Below are 16,017 nucleotides of genomic sequence, written 5' to 3' on the forward strand. Positions count from 1 at the left end.
GCCCATGGCTGAGCAACGAGAGCACCAGGTGGCCTTCGGCATCGACATCGGCGGGTCCGGGATCAAGGGCGCGCCCGTGGACCTGACCACCGGGGAGTTCACCGCGGACCGGCAACGGATCCGCACACCCCACCACTCGACGCCCGAGGCCGTGGGCGAGATCCTGGCGGAGCTCATCGGCGGCTTCGACCTGCCCGACGACGCCCCCGTGGGGGTTGCCTTCCCCGCGCCGCTGGACCACGGCGTCGTCCGCTTCATCGCCAACCTCCACAAGTCGTGGAAGGGCGTCGACCTGCCCGCGCTCGTGCGCGAGGCGACCGGGCACGAGGCGGTGGCGGTCAACGACGCCGACGCGGCCGGCGTCGGCGAGCAGCGGTACGGCGCCGCACAGGGGCGCGACGGCGTGGTGCTCCTGGCGACGCTCGGCACGGGCATCGGATCGGCCCTGCTGGTGGACGGCGTCCTGGTGCCGAACACGGAGCTCGGGCACCTGGAGATCGACGGGCACGACGCCGAGTCCCGGGCGGCGGAATCGGCCCGCGACCGCGAGGACCTGTCCTGGGAGAAGTGGGCCAAGCGGCTGCAGCGCTACTTCGAGACGGTCGAGATGCTGCTCTCCCCCGACCTCATCGTCGTGGGTGGCGGCATCAGCAAGCAGCACGAGAAGTTCCTGCCCCTGCTGGACCTGCGGGCCGAGATCATCCCGGCGACCCTGCGCAACCGGGCGGGCATCGTCGGGGCGGCGTCGCTGGCGGCCCGCCCGCACTGACCCCGGACGCACGGCTGCCGGCCACCCGTGGGTGGCCGGCAGCCGTGCGTCCGGATCAGTGCGGATCAGCGTGCGACGAGCGAGTCGAGCTCGAGCGTGCGCAGCGCGTCCCGGATGGTGGTCGGCGGATCGTGCAACGTGACCTGAAGCCCTTCGTCCTGCCCGATACGGCAGAGCTGGACGAGGAAGGCGATGCCCGCGGAGTCGATGAACGTCACCCGGGAGGCGTCCACGACGACGGGCAGGTCTCGCTGGAACGCCCCGGCCAGCGCAGCCGAGGCTTGGTTGCGCAGGGCGATGTCGACCTCGCCCCACATCGTCACCACACTCGCCGACGGGCGCTCGGTCAGAGCGATCCCGCCGGTCTGAACCTCACTGGTGAGGGTCACTGTCACACCTTCGTCCCTGGAGTCCACGCCCCCTGCGTGCCACGGCGTGGCAACCGGCGTTTCAGGACACGCGACCTCGTTGTCGCGATGGCGCCAACCTACACCAGCGGGGCCTTGACGTGAACCCTGATACAGATCACTTCTTGACCAAACTTTCACGCTTCGACAAGCATGTCCGCCACGTGGACGTCATCTGCTCACCAATCGATCCGCATCACCCGACGGCGCACCGTGGGAGCGGTGACCTGCTCCATACCCGCCGCCGCGAAGACCTGCGGCGTCCCGACGCTGGCTTCGTCCCAGACGATCTCGCCGCCGCCCGGAGCCAAGATCGGGTATCCCTCCAGCGCCGTGGCATCCCGGGACCGTGCGAAGTCCACGGCGGCCCGCGCCAGCTCGTACGTCAGGCCCTGGCCGCGGTGCCCGGCGCGCACCACGAAGCAGGCGACCGCCCAGACCGTGGGGTCGTCCCGGTCCTCCTGGCGACCTGACCAGACCACCGGGCTGCGGCCGTAGTAGCGGCGGTACGTGGGGCGGGGCGCCACGGCGACCCACCCGATCGGCTCACCGTCCTCGAAGGCGACCAGGCCGCTCGTCGTGGACGACTCCGGGTCGGAGGTCTGCTCGGCGAGACGCATCCTGCGCTCCTCGACCGGCATGTGCCACCAGACGGCGTCGCCGAGCACCTGTCGCTGGCACTGGCACCGCCCCGCAGCGGAGCTGCCGAGCACCGCCTGGAGGTCGTCGAACGGCACCTCGTCGGCGGGTCGGATGACGAGCTCTCCCATGACAGGAGGGTATGACCGGTCCGGCGGTGCGGCAGGATGTGCGGCGTGAGAGCGACGGCGGCAGACGACACCGGTGCGCGCTGGCTCTGCGTGGACGACGGCGCCGAGCGGGTAACTGTCGACGCAGCGATCCGGGGTGCCTTGATGGCACAGCGCAGCCGCCTTGCCAGCGTCGAGATCGACGTCCTCTCGGACGAGGACTGGCCGCCGAACGTTCGCGTTGTCGTCCGCCTGGCCGAGAGCCGTCTGGCCGCGAGACGTCGCTCCGGAATCTCACTCAGCCTGGACCCGCGCGTCGCAGAGGACTTCGACATCGCGTTGGCGCTCTCCCCGTTCAGCATCGGGTGCACCGGGCTGAGCGCCCGCGGGACACCCATCTGGAACGCTGACGACACCGGCTCCAGCACCGCGTTCGCGCTCACCTCGATCGAGGAGCGCACGGTTCGGTCCGCCATCGCGCGAGCTGGCGGAGATGCCGGGAAGCTCGTGACGCTCGAAGCGCACGAACTGCGCCAGCGGGAGCTCAGTGACGGCGTCGGCGGTGGCACGACTCCCGGCAGGGACACATGGCGGCCGCCCTCAGGCTGGCGCGTGGACGAGCGCACGGTCCATCTGGGCTCAGGAACCGACGTCTGGCAGTCGGCCTCGGCGGCTGTGCTCTCGTGGGAAATCAAGACGCGCAGCGGATTCAGCGTCGACCCGCCGCTCGAACCCGGACGCTCCGCGCTCCCCGGGGAGCGCTACTGGCTCGTCGCACGCGTCGGTCCGCTGCGGGTGCGCGAGCCCGTGGAGGTTGTCGAGACGATCGTCACCCACCGGCGGGTCGCACTCGCCTACGCCACGCTCGAGGGCCCTCCCGCTATTGGCGAGGAGGCGTTCATCGTCGGGCTCGACGCCGACGGCGCCGTGACCCTGACGGTGCGTTCCCTCACGCGGCCGGGGCAAGGCCGCTGGCGGGCGCTGTACCCGCTGACCTTGCTCGCCCAGCGCATCTACCGGCGGCGATATGTGCGCGCGCTCCGGCAACCTGATCATTAGACAGGCTCAGGGCGGACGAGCCGGTCTGTACGCCGGGTTCGCCTTCCTGGGGAGACGCGCCGTCACGGCTCGTAGCAGAGTCGGCCGGACCGGAAACGCGTCCGATGGCGCACCTGCGGAACTGCCATGAGCGGTCACCTCGCGCTATCGGCGCCGGGCGAGTGTTCCGCAGACCCCACCTGCTCCACTCTCGCCGGAGACGCTCCACCTCATTCTCAGCATCATCGCCGACCGGTACCAGGCGATCATCATGACGGCCGCCGGGACCGGTCCGCGGCAGAGCGACCGAGGCATCCCCACGCGAGGTCCCGCTACCGGGAACCGTCATCGACGCGCTCACCCAGCACCTCGAGGCCTACCCACCCGGTCCGGACGGACTGATCTTCACCCACACCGACTGCGGCTCCCCCTGCGCCGCTCGGCGTTCGACGACGCATGGACCACGGCGCGCCACGTGGCCATGACCGCATGATCTGGCTCGACGCCGCGCCCCCGTCCCGGACACGAACGGTGACGCACACGCTCGGGGTCACGGCGCAACGCGCCGGGCTGCTCGTCGCGCAGGCCCGGGGCGTCGGGCTCATCCCGGGGAGCGGCGCTACTGCCGAGCAGCTCGCGGCAGCCCGAGCGGCGCTCCCCAAGCGCCCGCGCCACACGGTCGTCTTTCACGACCTGCGGCACTACTCCGCGAGCCAGCTCATCCGCCACGGCGCCTCCGTGAAGGTGGCGCAAGCACGGCTCGGCCACCAGTCCGCCGGCGAGACGCTCGACGCCTACTCCCACCTCTGGCCGGCGTCAGGTCACATGGGCCATGTTTTCGTGTACGTTATTCCTATGGATGAGAAGCAGCGCACCATCCACGGCAAGCCGGTCACCGATGAGCAGATCCAGGCGTGGGCTGACGAGGCCGAGGCCGGATACGACCTGCCCGCTCTCCGTCAGAGTCGCCGTGGCCGCCCCGCCGTCGGCCACGGCCCCGGCAAGCCCGTCACGGTCCGCCTCGACGAGCAAACCCTGGACGCCCTTCGGAAGCGCGCGGAGCAAGAAGGCCTGGCGAACGAGTCGGAGGCGATCCGCGCCGCGGTCCGCGCCTGGGCCCACGTGGCGTGAAGGTCCACGAGTCCGCCGGTAAGCACTACAAGCGAGACCGCCTCACCGACGACGTCGTCCTGTACGCGGGCGTGCACGCACTGCTGCGCGAGCCGCTCGACGACGAGGACGACCCTCGCCGCTGGCTCGTGCTGGGCGTCGATCCGGCGGGACGCGTGCTGGAGCTCGTCATCCTCGCCTTCGACTCCGGCGACGAGCTCGTGATCCACGCGATGAAGGCCCGCCAGCAGTACCTCGACTGGCTCCGATCGACGGCTCTCCGGGAGCGCACGCAGGAACTCTCACGGACTCTCTGCGGACCGGGACACCCTCGGTGGCATCGAGCCGCAGGTCGGACCGTGTGATGCGGACGAGCCGGTCTGTACGCCGGGTTCTGTTCCCGCGCCGGGTTGCCCCGGCTCGGGCGACGGTCATCCATCTAGGACCTGCGTTGCCACAGGCCTCCAGCGGTCTACCCGACTGCGCTTCTCCGCAGAGAATCGGGCGGGCCGCCCTCGATCACAGTCTGTCTGACCTTGCTCCAGGTGGGGTTTACCGAGCCACGACCGTCACCGGCCGTGCTGGTGGTCTCTTACACCACCGTTTCACCCTGACCTGCTCGCCGAGGCGTGCAGGCGGTCTGTTTTCTGTGGCACTGTCCCGCGGGTCACCCCGGGTGGCTGTTAGCCACCACCTTGCCCTTCGGAGCCCGGACGTTCCTCGGCGCCACCGCTCCGAGGAGCAGCGACGACGCGACCGTCCGACCGACTCGTCCGCCCGGCAAGGATACCCCTCAGCGGTGCCGGTCCGACGCCGTGGTGTACGCCGCAAGCTGGTGCTCGATGCGTTCTGCCGTGGCGCGGGCGGCCTCGAGCGCGGTCTCGGAAGCCTCCGGAGCCAACCATGTCGCCGCCTCGTGCTCGAGGGCCGCGGCGTAGTCCCAGAGCAGCGCCGTGGCGTGCGCCTGGTCGTGGGTCGGTCGAGCGCGGACGATGTCGATCAGCCCGAGCACGTCCACGTCCCCGGGCGGGCTGCCCATACCTGTCAAGGGGATCTGACGCACGGCGACGGATTCCTCGGCGAGAGCTGCTGGCACGTTCAGCAACCACCTGATGTGACGTACCCGCCTCAGGTCCGTCACGACCACCACGACGAACAGTGGGACCAGCACGAGGAGGACCAGGGGGATGTGCTCGTCGGCGCCCGGGAGGAAGCCCGACACCACGGCGGCGAACAGCAGCATCAGGAGCACCATCAGGAGCTGGGCGGCGGCGTGCAGCCGCTGTGCCCTGGCGGCGGAGGCGGCCGCGGCGAGGACCCGTTCGCGCACCGCATCACGTACTGCGCCGGAGGCGCCGGCATCGAGGAGGACGACATTCTGCGGCGGCGCGTCCGGCACGTGCGAGGAGAGCCAGGGCTCGACCCGCGTGAGGAACGACGGACGCGGGCCGACGAAGACAGACTCCATGCGCGGACTCTAGCGTCGTCCGGGCCGTCGCAGAGGCGGCGTCCGAACCGCCATGCCGCGATCCTACGGAGCCGACGGCGTCAGTAGGGAGTGCGCCCGTCGTGCGCCACCCACGCCTCGAACGGGGAGGCCGCCGCGGCGACGGTCCGCTGCTCGACGGGGACGGGCGCGGGCGCGCGTCCGGCCAGCACGTCGTGGAACAACCGGTCGTCGAACCCGGCCGCCGCGGCGTCGTGCCGGTCGGCGGCGAAGACGACGCGATCCACCCGGGCCCACAGCGCGGTCGCCAGGCACATGGGGCACGGCTCGCACGAGCTGTACAGCACGGCTCCGGTCAGGTCGAAGGTGCGCAGGGCGCGGCCTGCGGCACGGAGCGCCACGACCTCGGCGTGCGCGCTCGGGTCGTGCTCCGCGGTGACCCGGTTGGTGCCCTCGGCCACCACCTCGCCGCCGCGCACCACGACCGCCCCGAACGGACCGTCCCCGGCCGGTACGGCGGCCACCGCCAGCTCCACCGCGCGCGTGAGCCATCGCTCGTCGGACGTCATGGCCCCGATGCTCCCATAGGGTGTCCGGGTGCTGATCTGCCTGCCGCCCTCCGAGGGCAAGACGCCCGCGCCCGACGACGGCACCCCGGTCGACCCGGCAGGCCTCACCGCGCCGGAGCTCGCCCCGCAGCGCGAGACCGTGCTGGACGCCCTGGCGTCCGTCAGCGCCCGTGACGACGCCACGCAGGTGCTGCACGTGGGCGCCACGCTGACCGAGGAGGTCGCCCGGAACACCGCGCTGCGCACCGCGCCGGCGGCGCCGGCCACCGACGTGTACACGGGCGTCCTCTACGCCGCGGCGGGCCTGGGCGACCTGACCGGCCCGACGGCGCAGCTCGCCGACGAGTCGGTACGGATCTTCTCGGGGCTGTGGGGCGTCGTCGCGCCGGCCGACCGGATCCCGGCCTACCGGCTCTCGATGGGTGTCGACCTGCCGGGGGTCGGGAAGCTCGCCACGGCGTGGCGACCGCACCTGGCGCGGGCGCTCGAGAAGCGCGCGGCGGGGGACGTCGTCGTCGACTGCCGCTCGGCCGCCTACCTGGCCGCGTGGAAGCCGGCGACCACCGGCGAGCACGCCGCCGACTGGGTGGCGGTCCGCGTGGTGCGCGAGGCTGCCGGCAAGCGCACCGTCGTGTCGCACAACGCCAAGCACACCCGTGGCGTGCTCACCGGCCACCTGCTGCGCCGCGCGGGCGACGCGCCGTCGTCGGCGGACGAGCTGCTCGCCGCCGCCCGCGAGCTCGACGGCCAGGTCATCGGGACCGAGGTCGGCACCGGCCTGAGCTACCGCATGATCGAGGCGACGCTCGGCGACCCGACGTCGCGCCGGGGACCGCGGACCCTCGAGCTCGTCATCGCCTGATCGGTCGGCGCGGCCCGTCAGTCCGCGGCGGGGAAGCCGACGGCGGTGACCTCGCGGGCGCCGTCGGGCCAGATCCGCAGCAGCGACAGCGAGCACGGCGGGATGCGCACGCGGCCCCAGGCGCTCGGCGGGGCGTCGAGCGCGAGGCCCACCAGCGTCCGGATCACCGCGGCGTGCGCCACGACGACCGAGGTGCTGCCCTCGGCACCGGCGACGACGTCGTCCAGGGCCGGCTGCACACGCGTGGCGAGGTCGGCGTAGGACTCCCCGCCAGGTGGGGCGAAGGTGCCCTCGGTGACCCACCGGACCAGGTCGCCGGGCCAGCCGTCGTGCACCTGCTCCGGAATCATCGCCTCCCAGGCGCCGAAGCGGATCTCGGCGAAGCGATCGTCGGTCCGGACCGTGGCGCCGAGCCGCCGGCCCACCGCGGTGGCCGTCTCCTGGGTCCGCACCGTGGGCGAGGCGTAGACCGCGTCGGGTCGGGGCACGTCCGGCCACAGGTCCTTGCCGATCCGGAACACGGCGTCCGCCGCCTGGGCCGCCTGCCGTTGCCCGGCCGTCGTCAGCGAGGGCCCGGGCACGTCACCGCCCGACAGAGCCCCGACCTCGGTCAGCGGGGTGACCCCGTGGCGCACGAGCACCACGGACGCCGGGACCGCGCCGTCGTACCGGGCGAGCGCGCCGGGTGCCGGACGCCGCATCAGGCCTGCGGAACCCGGACGAGGATCCGGCCGCACTCCTCGCACCGGACGACCTGCTCGGGCGGGGCGTTCTTGGCCGCGGCCAGGTCGCCGGGGTTCAGCTCGAGACGGCACCCCTCGCAGCGGTTGCCGTTCAGCGCGGCGGCACCCGACCCGCCGAGCTGGCGGCGCAGCCGGTCGTAGAGGGTCACGAGCTGGGCGTCCAGGCCCTCGGCGGCGGCGGCGCGCTGGGCGGCCACCTCCGCGACGGTGCCGTCGATCTCGGCGAAGGCGGCGTCGCGCTCCGCGATGGCCTTGTCCTGGGCGGCGACGAGCTCACCGTGGGCGGCCTCGACCTTGGCGAGGGCCTCCTGGTGCGCCTCGAGACGCTCCATGAGCTCGAGCTCGGCCTCCTCGAGGACGTTCTGCCGGCGGGCCAGCGACTCGAGCTCGCTCATGACGGCGGTCGCGTCCTTCGCGCCGAGGGCGCCGGAGTCGAGCTTCTGCTGGTCGCGGGTCGCACGGGTACGGACCTGCTCGACGTCCCGCTCGGCCTTGGTGACCTCGCGCTCGAGGTCCGCGACGGCGGTCCGCGAGTCGACCAGCGAGCCGTGCAGGTCACGCATGCGCCCGTCCAGCTCGGCGATCGTGGCGAGCGCCGGGTGGTTGCCGCGCTGGTGCGCGAGCTGCTGGAGCCTGGTGTCGAGGGCCTGGACCTCGAGCAGGCGACGCTGGTCCTCGACGGGTGCGGTAGCCATGGGTGGGTCCTCTCGTGCAGCTCTTCAGATGACGGTCAGCGACCCGTGCTCGCGACCCGGGTCGTCCACGGGTCCGTCACCAGGGTGCTCACTCTGGTGGTCACCGTACCGCCTCCCAGGCGGTCGGCGAGATCGGCGGCGGCGTAGGCCAGCCACGGCCACTCGGAGGCGAAGTGGGCGACGTCCACGAGGAACGGGCGCCCACCCTCCGGCGGTACGTCCTGCCCTGCCTCGAAGGCGGCACGCTCGCGCAGCTCGGACGCCGGGTGGTGCCGCAGGTCGGCGGTGACGTAGACGTCGACGGCGGCGGCGCGGACCGCGTCGAACAGCGAGTCGCCGGATCCCCCGACGACGGCGGCGGTGGTCACCTCGGCGTCGAGGTCCCCCGCGACCCGCACGCCCTGCGCCGTGGCGGGCAGCACGTCGGCGACGCGTCGCGCGAGCTCGCCCAGCGTCGTCGGCGCCTCCAGCGAGCCGACACGGCCGATGCCGCGCTCGCCGTCGTCGTCGCGGGCCACGAGCGGTCGCCGGTCGGTGATCCCGACCAGGTCCGCGAGGGCGTCGGCCACGCCGCGCGGCGCCGAGTCGGCGTTGGTGTGCGCCACGTGCAGCGCACAGCCTGCCGCCAGCAGCCGGTGCACCACGGCCCCCTTGAAGGTCGTGGCGGCCACGGACGTCACCGGCTTGAGGAACAGCGGGTGGTGGGTGACGAGCAGGTCGGCGCCCCACTCGATCGCCTCGTCGACGACGGCGGACACGGGGTCGATGGCGAACATCACCTTGCGCACCTGTCGCTGCGGGTCGCCGGCCACCAGCCCGACCGCGTCCCAGCCCTCCGCCGTCGACGGCGGGTACAGGTCCTCCAGGGCGGTGACGACGTCGGCCAGCGTGGGTGCGCTCATGCGCCCGACGATACCGACGTCACTTGGCGTCGGCGTACGAGGCGACGGTCGCGACCGTCAGCGGGAACGCGACCGGGAAGTCGCCGAACAGCAGCCGCCCCGCCTCGACGGCGGCCTCCCGCACCTGCCGGGCGACCTCGTCCGCGAGCGCCGCCGGGGCGTGCACCACGACCTCGTCGTGGAGGAAGAACACGAGGTGCGCCCGGTCGGCGAAGGGCGCCGGTCCGGCGTTCGGCTCGGCGACGACGGGCAGCTCCCAGAGGCGCCGCCGGATGGACGCGATCCAGCACAGGGCCCACTCGGCGGCGGTGCCCTGCACCACGAAGTTGCGCGTGAACCTCCCCCACGACCGGGCGGAGGAGCGCGCCAGCCCGGCGGCGTCGGCCGGGGCTCCGTCGCCGAGCGCGCCGGACTGCGCCGCGTCCCACGCCTGTCCCGGCGGCGGTGAGGTGCGCCCGAGCCAGGTGCTCACGACGCCGCCGCGCTCCCCGGTGCGCGCGGCGTCCTCGACGAGTCCCATCGCGCGCGGGAACGCACGAGACAGCCGGGGCAGCACCTGACCGCTGGCGCCCGTGGTCCCTCCGTACATCGCGCCGAGCATGCCGACCTTGGCGAGCTCGCGGGTCGGCACGGCGCCGGTGGCGACGATGCCGGCGTACATGTCCCCGCCGGCGCCGGCGGCGGCCATGGTCTCGTCGGCGGCGAGGCCGGCGAGCACCCGGGGCTCGAGCTGCGCCGCGTCGGCGACGACCAGCACCCACCCCGGGTCGGCCTGCACGGACCGGCGCACGGACCGCGGCAGCTGCAGCGCTCCCCCGCCCGTGGACGACCAGCGTCCGGTCACCACGCCGCCGACGACGTAGTCGGTGCGGAACCGGCCGTCGCGTACCCAGTGGTCGAGCCACGACCAGCCGTTGGCGGTGTACAGCCGGTACAGGTTCTTGTACTCCAGCAGCGGTGCGACGACGGGGTGGTCGATCTTCTCGAGCTCCCACTTGCGCAGGCTCCGTGCGCCGACGCCGGCGTACTCCATGGCTCGCAGGAGATCGGGGTGGGAGTCCGGGTTGAGCGTGGCCGGCGCGTCCAGGGCGGCGCGGATCTGTCCGGCGAGCGCCTCCAGCTTCTCGGGCCGCCGCCCCTCCGGGGGCCGCGGCCCGAGCACCTCGGTGAGGATCTCGTCGTGGACCTCCGCCCGCCAGGGCAGACCGGCGTGGTGCATCTCCGCCGCGGCGAGCGCCCCGGCGGACTCGGCGGCGAGCAGCAGGCGCAGCCGCCCGGGGGCGGAGGACCCCGCGACGGCCACCTCTTGAGCCGCCAGCTCGGCCACGGGATCGAGGCCGCGGGCCTGCTCCCCGGTCGACGAGCGGTCCGACGCCGGGACCCCGGCCGCGGCCCCGCGCCTCGGCCCGGTGGGCGCCAGATCGAAGAGCGACTCCTCCTGCGGGGCACGCAGCGCACCCGGCGCCGGTGCGCCGGCGACGGGAGCGTGTCCCAGGGTGTCCCACCCGTTCGGCGCGGCCGTGGCGAACGCGGACCCGGCCACGAGGCTGGACGTGCGCAGGATCCGGTGGGCGAGACGCAGGTCACGACCCCGTTCGACGCGCTCCCCCGCGGACAGCAACGCCGGGTACCAACGGTTGGTGTCGTCCCAGGTCCACCGCGGGAGGTTCCCGGCACTGCCCTCGCGGTCGTGCACGGCAGCAGCGAGCCCGTCCCGGGCGACCACGTGCGGGGCGGAGGTCACAGGACCCGGCCCCGCCCCGCCGTCGTCGGCGACCGGGGTCAGCCGGACGAGGCCGCCAGACCCGACCGCGTCGGACCCCGGGACGGCGGCGTCCGCGGGCTGGGCGGCGAGGACGACGTACACCCGCCCATCGTGCCCGCCGGCACCGACACGCGCGTCAGGCCCGGGCGCGCATCCGCCACAGCAGCCACACGAAGTACGGCGTCCCGATCACCGCGGACACCAGCCCCGCCGGGATCTGCGCGGGCGCGATCACCACCCGGCCGACCACGTCCGCGCACACCACCAGCAGCCCGCCCAGCAGCACCGTCAAGGGCAGCAGCAGCGCGTGCCGCTTGCCCACGAGCAGGCGCGCCGCATGGGGTGCGACGAGGCCGACGAACGCGATCACGCCCACGCACGCGGTCGCCGCGGCGGTCAGCAGCACCGCCAGCGCCACGACGACGCGGCGCACCCGGGGCACGCGCACGCCCAGGACCCGCGGCGTCGTCTCGTCCCACTGCAGCAGGTCGAGGTCGCGGTGCAGCGGCACCAGGACGACGCCCGCCACGACCAGGACCACGAGCAGCGGCAACAGCTGGGGAAACATCGCGCCGTAGGTCGACCCGCCGAGCCAGGTGATCGCCGCGTTCTGGTTCCACGGGTCGGTGCGCACGAGCAGCAGCGTCGTCAGGGCGCTCGCAGCGGCTCCGACCCCCACCCCGACCAGCACCATGCGCCCCTGGTCGGCGTTCCCGCGCGCCCCCAGGGCGAAGATGGCCAGGGTCGCCACCGTGGCGCCGACGAGCGCGCCGAGCAGCGTCTGGGCGAAGGAGACCGTCGAGAAGGTCACGATCGTCGTGACCGCACCCAACCCCGCCGACGCCGAGATGCCCAGGACGCCCGGGTCGGCGAGCGGGTTACGGGTGACGGCCTGGACCAGCGCCCCGGCCAGCGCGAGCGCCATCCCCGCCAGCAGGGCGGCCAGCACCCGCGGCACCCGCGTCTCGAGGATGATCTCGATGCGCACCGAGGCCACCCCCCGCAGCCAGTTCTGCACGTCGCCGAGCAGCACGGTGCGGTCACCGAGCAGCACACCGGCGATGAGCGCGCCCGCCAGCACCACGGCGACGCCGACCAGCACGGCACGCGACGCGCGGCGGCTGCGAGCACCGCCGCGCAGCGAGGCCAGCGCGTCACCGGTCAGCCCGCTGCGCATCCGCTGGGCCAGCACCACCAGGAAGACCGCGCCGATGATCGAGGTGATCACCCCGGTCGGCAGGGTGACGCCCGAGACCGCACCGAACACGGCACGGACGAAGACATCGGCGGACAGCACCAGGGCGACCCCGGCGACGGCGCTGACGGGGACCAGCACCCGGTGCCGGCGCAGCGGCGGGACCGTGCGGGACAGCAGCCGCACGAGCACGGGCGCGCACAGACCGACGAACCCGATCGGCCCGGCGGCGCTCACCGCCGTCGTCGCCAGCAGCACCGAGACCACGACGAGCCCGAGCCGGGTCCGTCCGACGGCGACGCCCAGCGACCGGGCGGCGTCGTCCCCCAGCTGCAGGAGGTCGAGACGCCGGCCGAGCAGCACGAGCACGGCGACGCCGACCACGACCACCGGGGCCAGCAGGATGATGGTGCGCGAGCCGTTCTGCGCGAGCGACCCGGCCCCCCAGGCGAACATCCCCTGGGTCTCCCACGGGAAGAGCAGCAGCAGCACGGACGTCACGGCCGAGATGCCGAGCGTCAGCGCCGACCCGGCCAGCACCAGGCGGATCGCCGAGACGCTGGACCCGGCAGAGATCGCGATGACCGTGGCCGCGGCGGCGAGCCCACCGACGAAAGCCACCGCGGCGCCGGACAGGACGCCCAGGGGGACGCCGGCCACCGCCACGGCCGTCAGCGCGAGATAGGCGCCGGCGTTCACCGCGGTGGTGTCCGGCGAGGCCAGCGGGTTGCGGGCGACGCCCTGCATGGCGGCACCCGCCGCACCCAGCGCCGCCCCCACGACCAGCGCCGCCAGCAGCCGGGGGACGCGTGACTGCGCGACGACGAGGCTCCCCTGGTCGTCGCCGGAGCCTGTGAGGACCTGCCAGAGCTCGGCGGGCGTGAGGCCGGCCGTGCCCTGGGTCAGGTGCACCACGACGGCCACCACCAGCCACAGCACGATCAGCCCGACGGCGGCGGGTGCCGCCCAGCGCGCCCCGCGCCTCCGCTCGGGGGACGTGGGCACACCGGCGGGTGCGGCGGGCGGACGTTCGAGCGTGGTGGTGGTGCCGTCGTGGGTCATGGGTCAGGCGCCCAGGGTCTGCACGAGGTCGTCGCTCCACGCGATCATCGAGGCCGGGCCGCCGTAGGCCCAGATCCCCACGGCCGCGCGGTGCACCTGACCGTCCTCGACGAACGGGAGGCCGTCCCAGAGCGGGTTCCCGGCCATCTCGGCCTCGACCACGTCCTGCTCGTCACCGTCGTTCCCCCAGTAGAGGAAGCGGGTGTCCTCCGAGAGCTCCGTCAGCCCCTCCAGGTCGGTGTACGACAGGCCGAACGCGTCGTCGCCCGGGTCCTCCCAGGCGGCCGCGAGCCCCATCTCGGCCGCGACGGTCTGGACAGCCGTGCGCGGACCGTGCATCCGGATGGTGAGGTTGGCACCCTCGGCGTACGGAGAGGTCAGCACGACGGGCGCACCAGCGAGACCCGCCGCGTCGATCTTCTCGGCGTTGTCCGTCAGGGTCTGGTCGAGCTCGGTGAGCACCTCCTCGGCCTGGGTCTCCTTGCCGAGCAGCGTCGCGACGGTGGTGAACTCGTCCCGCACCGCGCCGAGCGGGTCTGCCACGTCGGCACTGCCCATCACCACGACGGGTGCGATGCGCTCCATCTGCTCCATCGCCTCCTCGGGCACGGAGCCCGATGCACCGATGATCAGGTCGGGCTCGAGGTCCGCGACGGCCTCGATGCTCGGCTCCTGACGCACGCCGACGTCCTCGGGCTCCGTGCGGAGCGGGGCGCCGGTCCCCACCCAGCTCTCGTAGCCGGCGGGGTCGGACATCCCGACCAGGTCGACCCCGAGGGTCGTGACCATCTCGGCCTGGTTCCACTCCAGGGCCACGACACGCTCGGCGGGGCCGTCGGGAAGCGTCACCTCCTGGCCGCGGGCGTCGGTGACGGTCACCGGTTGCGCCTCGACCGTCTCCGCGGCATCCGCCTCGGACGGGGCGTCGGCTGCTTCGTCGGTGGTCCCGCAGGCTGTGAGCGTCAGGCCCACGGCGAGCGCGGCCACCAGTGCACGAGCAGTTCTCATTCGTCTCTCTCCTTCGTGTCGGCCGGTCAGGCGTTCGCCGTCGCGGCCCGTCGTCGCAGCAGCTGCCGCGGTACGTGCACTCGTGGCACGCGGTCGTCGGTGTCGTGGTCGACGACGACGTCGATCTCGAACACCTCGCTGAGAAGCTCGCTGCGCATCGCCCGGGCAGGTTCACCGTCGGCGACGACGCGGCCTCGGCTCAGCACGACCACCCGGTCGGCGAGCGCGGCGGCCTGGTTGAGGTCGTGCAGCACGGCGCCGACGGCGATGCCGTGGTCGTCGGCGAGCTCGCGGACCAGCTCGAGCACCTCGACCTGGTAGCGCAGGTCGAGGTGGTTCGTCGGCTCGTCGAGGAGCAGGACGTCCGTGTCCTGCGCCAGCGCGCTGGCGATCCACACCCGCTGGAGCTGCCCGCCGGAGAGCTCGTCGATCATGTCCGACGCTCGGTCGGTCAGCCGCGTCAGACGCAGCGCGTGCTCGACGCGCTCGGCGCCCTGCGGGTCGTGACCGCGCCAGCGCGACCGGTGAGGGTGGCGCCCGAACTCGACCGCGTCGCGCACGGTGACGCCCACCGGCGTCGGCCGGCTCTGGGAGAGCATCGCGACCTCGCGGGCGAACGACCGGGCGTCGAGGTCTCCGGCGTCGCGGCCGTCCCGCAGCGCGACCGCGCCCGTCCGCAGCCTCTGCAGCCGTGCGATCCCGCGCAGGAGCGTCGACTTGCCGGAGCCGTTGGGGCCGACCAGCGCGGTCACCCGGCCGGGGCTGAGGACGATCTCGGCCTGGTGGACGACGTCACCGCCGCCGTACGTGATGGACACGTCCCTGGCGTGCAACCAGGGCCCTTCCTCGTTCGGGGCGCTCACCCGTACCTCCGCGTTGTTGGTTAGCCTTACCTAACCATTGCGGAACAGGATGGATGCAATCGTCTCGGATCTCGGGACGGCCGAGTCAGCCCTCACCCCGCTCGTCGGGCTCGAGCGCGCCCAGGATCAGCGCGAGGCCGGCGTCGAACTCGTCGGCGTAGTCGTACCCCGGCCGCAGTGCGTGCTCGGTGGTGATCTCCACGAGGTGCGGGTAGGCGCCGGCGTCGAGACCGCCGAGGATGCCGCCGGCCACCTCGCCGAGCTCCTCGCTGCTGCGGAACGGCAGGCTGACCTCCTGCAGCACGAAGCCGTAGAGGTAGCTGTCGATGACCGAGAAGGCGCGTGCCGCGCCCGCGACGGAGAATCCGGCTCCGCGCAGCACGCCGAGGACGGCGTCGTGGTGGCGCAGCGTCGCCGGGCCCGGGGCGCTCCGGGAGTCGAGGAGGCCGACCGCCCACGGATGGCGGCGGAGCACGGCACGCGCGGACTCGGCCCGTTTGCGCATCGCCTGGTACCAGCCGGCCCCGGCGGTGGGCAGCTCGATCTCCGCGAACACGAGGTCGACCATGCCGTCGAGGAGGTCGTCCCGGTTGCGCACGTGGTTGTAGAGAGACATCGCCTCGACGCCCAGGCCGGCCGCGACGGCGCGCATGGTGACCCCGGCGACTCCCTCGGCGTCGGCCAGCGTCACGGCTGCGGCCACGATCCGCGAGCGGTCGAGCGGCGACCGCCGCGAGCTGCCGACCTCGGCGCGCCGACGTGCTGCCATGCGATCTCCCCCTTGACTCTGCTTACACCGTAAGCCTACGGTACTTACACCGTAAGCCAGGCTC

17 protein-coding genes and 1 other RNA gene are annotated in these 16,017 nt (G+C 73.4%); 5 read left to right on the forward strand and 13 right to left on the reverse strand.

From position 1 onward, the window contains the following. The first annotated feature begins 4 nt into the window (after window positions 1–4). Window positions 5–769, forward strand: coding sequence for a polyphosphate--glucose phosphotransferase (gene ppgK / locus BCL65_RS16265; RefSeq protein WP_106269620.1), 765 nt, complete (start codon window positions 5–7; stop codon window positions 767–769). Window positions 770–834: 65 nt separating this feature from the next. Here the strand turns inward: ppgK and BCL65_RS16270 are convergent, their stop codons facing one another. Together BCL65_RS16270 and BCL65_RS16275 are read right to left on the reverse strand one after the other, a co-directional pair. Then, a complete protein-coding gene (locus tag BCL65_RS16270; protein ID WP_106269573.1) occupies window positions 835–1,158 on the reverse strand; it encodes an STAS domain-containing protein in 324 nt (107 codons plus the stop codon). A 197-nt stretch (window positions 1,159–1,355) separates the two neighbouring features. Beyond that, window positions 1,356–1,946 (reverse strand): GNAT family N-acetyltransferase, encoded by a 591-nt coding sequence (locus BCL65_RS16275; protein ID WP_106269574.1) that lies wholly within the window; start codon window positions 1,944–1,946, stop codon window positions 1,356–1,358. Between the two features lie 45 nt (window positions 1,947–1,991). Here BCL65_RS16275 and BCL65_RS16280 point away from each other — a divergent pair, with 45 nt between their 5' ends. From BCL65_RS16280 to BCL65_RS16295, 3 genes are all read left to right on the forward strand, one after another. Next, window positions 1,992–2,984, forward strand: coding sequence for a DUF1990 family protein (locus tag BCL65_RS16280; protein WP_243401125.1), 993 nt, complete (start codon window positions 1,992–1,994; stop codon window positions 2,982–2,984). 468 nt (window positions 2,985–3,452) lie between these two features. Continuing rightward, window positions 3,453–4,094 carry a tyrosine-type recombinase/integrase gene (locus BCL65_RS18475; protein WP_308701019.1) on the forward strand — a complete coding sequence of 214 codons (642 nt, stop codon included), beginning with the start codon at window positions 3,453–3,455 and terminating at the stop codon, window positions 4,092–4,094. Then, window positions 4,091–4,438, forward strand: a complete 348-nt coding sequence (locus BCL65_RS16295; protein ID WP_207767755.1) for a toxin — start codon at window positions 4,091–4,093, stop codon at window positions 4,436–4,438. Before BCL65_RS18475 ends, BCL65_RS16295 begins: the two co-directional genes overlap by 4 nt. Before the next feature lie 2 nt (window positions 4,439–4,440). Here the strand turns inward: BCL65_RS16295 and rnpB are convergent. The 3 genes from rnpB to BCL65_RS16310 form a co-directional block, all read right to left on the reverse strand. Beyond that, an RNA gene (gene rnpB / locus BCL65_RS16300) (RNase P RNA component class A) lies at window positions 4,441–4,845 on the reverse strand. Between the two features lie 21 nt (window positions 4,846–4,866). Continuing rightward, entirely contained in the window at window positions 4,867–5,541 is a 675-nt protein-coding gene (locus BCL65_RS16305) for a hypothetical protein (protein ID WP_106269575.1), read from the reverse strand. Between the two features lie 80 nt (window positions 5,542–5,621). Continuing rightward, window positions 5,622–6,089, reverse strand: coding sequence for a nucleoside deaminase (locus tag BCL65_RS16310; RefSeq protein WP_106269576.1), 468 nt, complete (start codon window positions 6,087–6,089; stop codon window positions 5,622–5,624). Between the two features lie 28 nt (window positions 6,090–6,117). Between BCL65_RS16310 and BCL65_RS16315 the strand changes: the two genes are divergently transcribed. Continuing rightward, window positions 6,118–6,951, forward strand: coding sequence for a YaaA family protein (locus tag BCL65_RS16315; protein ID WP_106269577.1), 834 nt, complete (start codon window positions 6,118–6,120; stop codon window positions 6,949–6,951). A 17-nt stretch (window positions 6,952–6,968) separates the two neighbouring features. On the opposite strand, the gene BCL65_RS16320 is transcribed toward BCL65_RS16315, so the two are convergent. The 8 genes from BCL65_RS16320 to BCL65_RS16355 all read right to left on the reverse strand — a co-directional run bounded on the left by BCL65_RS16320 (window position 6,969) and on the right by BCL65_RS16355 (window position 15,953). Next, window positions 6,969–7,652 (reverse strand): histidine phosphatase family protein, encoded by a 684-nt coding sequence (locus BCL65_RS16320; RefSeq protein ID WP_106269578.1) that lies wholly within the window; start codon window positions 7,650–7,652, stop codon window positions 6,969–6,971. Continuing rightward, window positions 7,652–8,389 (reverse strand): zinc ribbon domain-containing protein, encoded by a 738-nt coding sequence (locus BCL65_RS16325; RefSeq protein WP_106269579.1) that lies wholly within the window; start codon window positions 8,387–8,389, stop codon window positions 7,652–7,654. The genes BCL65_RS16320 and BCL65_RS16325 overlap by 1 nt, the downstream gene beginning before the upstream one ends. Before the next feature lie 35 nt (window positions 8,390–8,424). Further along, a complete protein-coding gene (locus BCL65_RS16330; RefSeq protein ID WP_106269580.1) occupies window positions 8,425–9,291 on the reverse strand; it encodes a Nif3-like dinuclear metal center hexameric protein in 867 nt (288 codons plus the stop codon). 19 nt (window positions 9,292–9,310) lie between these two features. Continuing rightward, window positions 9,311–11,158: a bifunctional 3'-5' exonuclease/DNA polymerase gene (locus BCL65_RS16335; protein WP_106269581.1), complete on the reverse strand. Its 1,848-nt coding sequence runs from the start codon at window positions 11,156–11,158 to the stop codon at window positions 9,311–9,313. Window positions 11,159–11,192: 34 nt separating this feature from the next. Continuing rightward, complete coding sequence (locus BCL65_RS16340; protein WP_106269582.1) at window positions 11,193–13,313, reverse strand: iron ABC transporter permease; 2,121 nt, start codon at window positions 13,311–13,313, stop codon at window positions 11,193–11,195. A gap of 3 nt (window positions 13,314–13,316) precedes the next feature. After that, complete coding sequence (locus tag BCL65_RS16345) at window positions 13,317–14,321, reverse strand: ABC transporter substrate-binding protein (RefSeq protein ID WP_106269583.1); 1,005 nt, start codon at window positions 14,319–14,321, stop codon at window positions 13,317–13,319. A gap of 26 nt (window positions 14,322–14,347) precedes the next feature. After that, a complete protein-coding gene (locus BCL65_RS16350; protein ID WP_207767754.1) occupies window positions 14,348–15,184 on the reverse strand; it encodes an ABC transporter ATP-binding protein in 837 nt (278 codons plus the stop codon). 85 nt (window positions 15,185–15,269) lie between these two features. Then, the gene (locus BCL65_RS16355; protein ID WP_181340745.1) at window positions 15,270–15,953 is read right to left on the reverse strand and encodes a TetR/AcrR family transcriptional regulator; all 684 of its coding nucleotides are present in this window, start codon (window positions 15,951–15,953) and stop codon (window positions 15,270–15,272) included. Between the last annotated feature and the right edge of the window lie 64 nt (window positions 15,954–16,017).

Origin of the sequence: Isoptericola halotolerans, from assembly GCF_003003075.1 — a bacterium.
Taxonomy (GTDB): domain Bacteria; phylum Actinomycetota; class Actinomycetes; order Actinomycetales; family Cellulomonadaceae; genus Isoptericola; species Isoptericola halotolerans_A.

Coding starts and splice junctions, on each gene's coding strand:
- ppgK (WP_106269620.1), top strand. CDS start 5: ATGGCTGAGCAACGAGAGCACCAGGTGGCCTTCGGCATCGACATCGGC.
- BCL65_RS16275 (WP_106269574.1), bottom strand. CDS start 1,946: ATGGGAGAGCTCGTCATCCGACCCGCCGACGAGGTGCCGTTCGACGAC.
- BCL65_RS18475 (WP_308701019.1), top strand. CDS start 3,453: ATGATCTGGCTCGACGCCGCGCCCCCGTCCCGGACACGAACGGTGACG.
- BCL65_RS16305 (WP_106269575.1), bottom strand. CDS start 5,541: ATGGAGTCTGTCTTCGTCGGCCCGCGTCCGTCGTTCCTCACGCGGGTC.
- BCL65_RS16310 (WP_106269576.1), bottom strand. CDS start 6,089: ATGACGTCCGACGAGCGATGGCTCACGCGCGCGGTGGAGCTGGCGGTG.
- BCL65_RS16320 (WP_106269578.1), bottom strand. CDS start 7,652: ATGCGGCGTCCGGCACCCGGCGCGCTCGCCCGGTACGACGGCGCGGTC.
- BCL65_RS16325 (WP_106269579.1), bottom strand. CDS start 8,389: ATGGCTACCGCACCCGTCGAGGACCAGCGTCGCCTGCTCGAGGTCCAG.
- BCL65_RS16330 (WP_106269580.1), bottom strand. CDS start 9,291: ATGAGCGCACCCACGCTGGCCGACGTCGTCACCGCCCTGGAGGACCTG.
- BCL65_RS16340 (WP_106269582.1), bottom strand. CDS start 13,313: ATGACCCACGACGGCACCACCACCACGCTCGAACGTCCGCCCGCCGCA.
- BCL65_RS16345 (WP_106269583.1), bottom strand. CDS start 14,321: ATGAGAACTGCTCGTGCACTGGTGGCCGCGCTCGCCGTGGGCCTGACG.
- BCL65_RS16355 (WP_181340745.1), bottom strand. CDS start 15,953: ATGGCAGCACGTCGGCGCGCCGAGGTCGGCAGCTCGCGGCGGTCGCCG.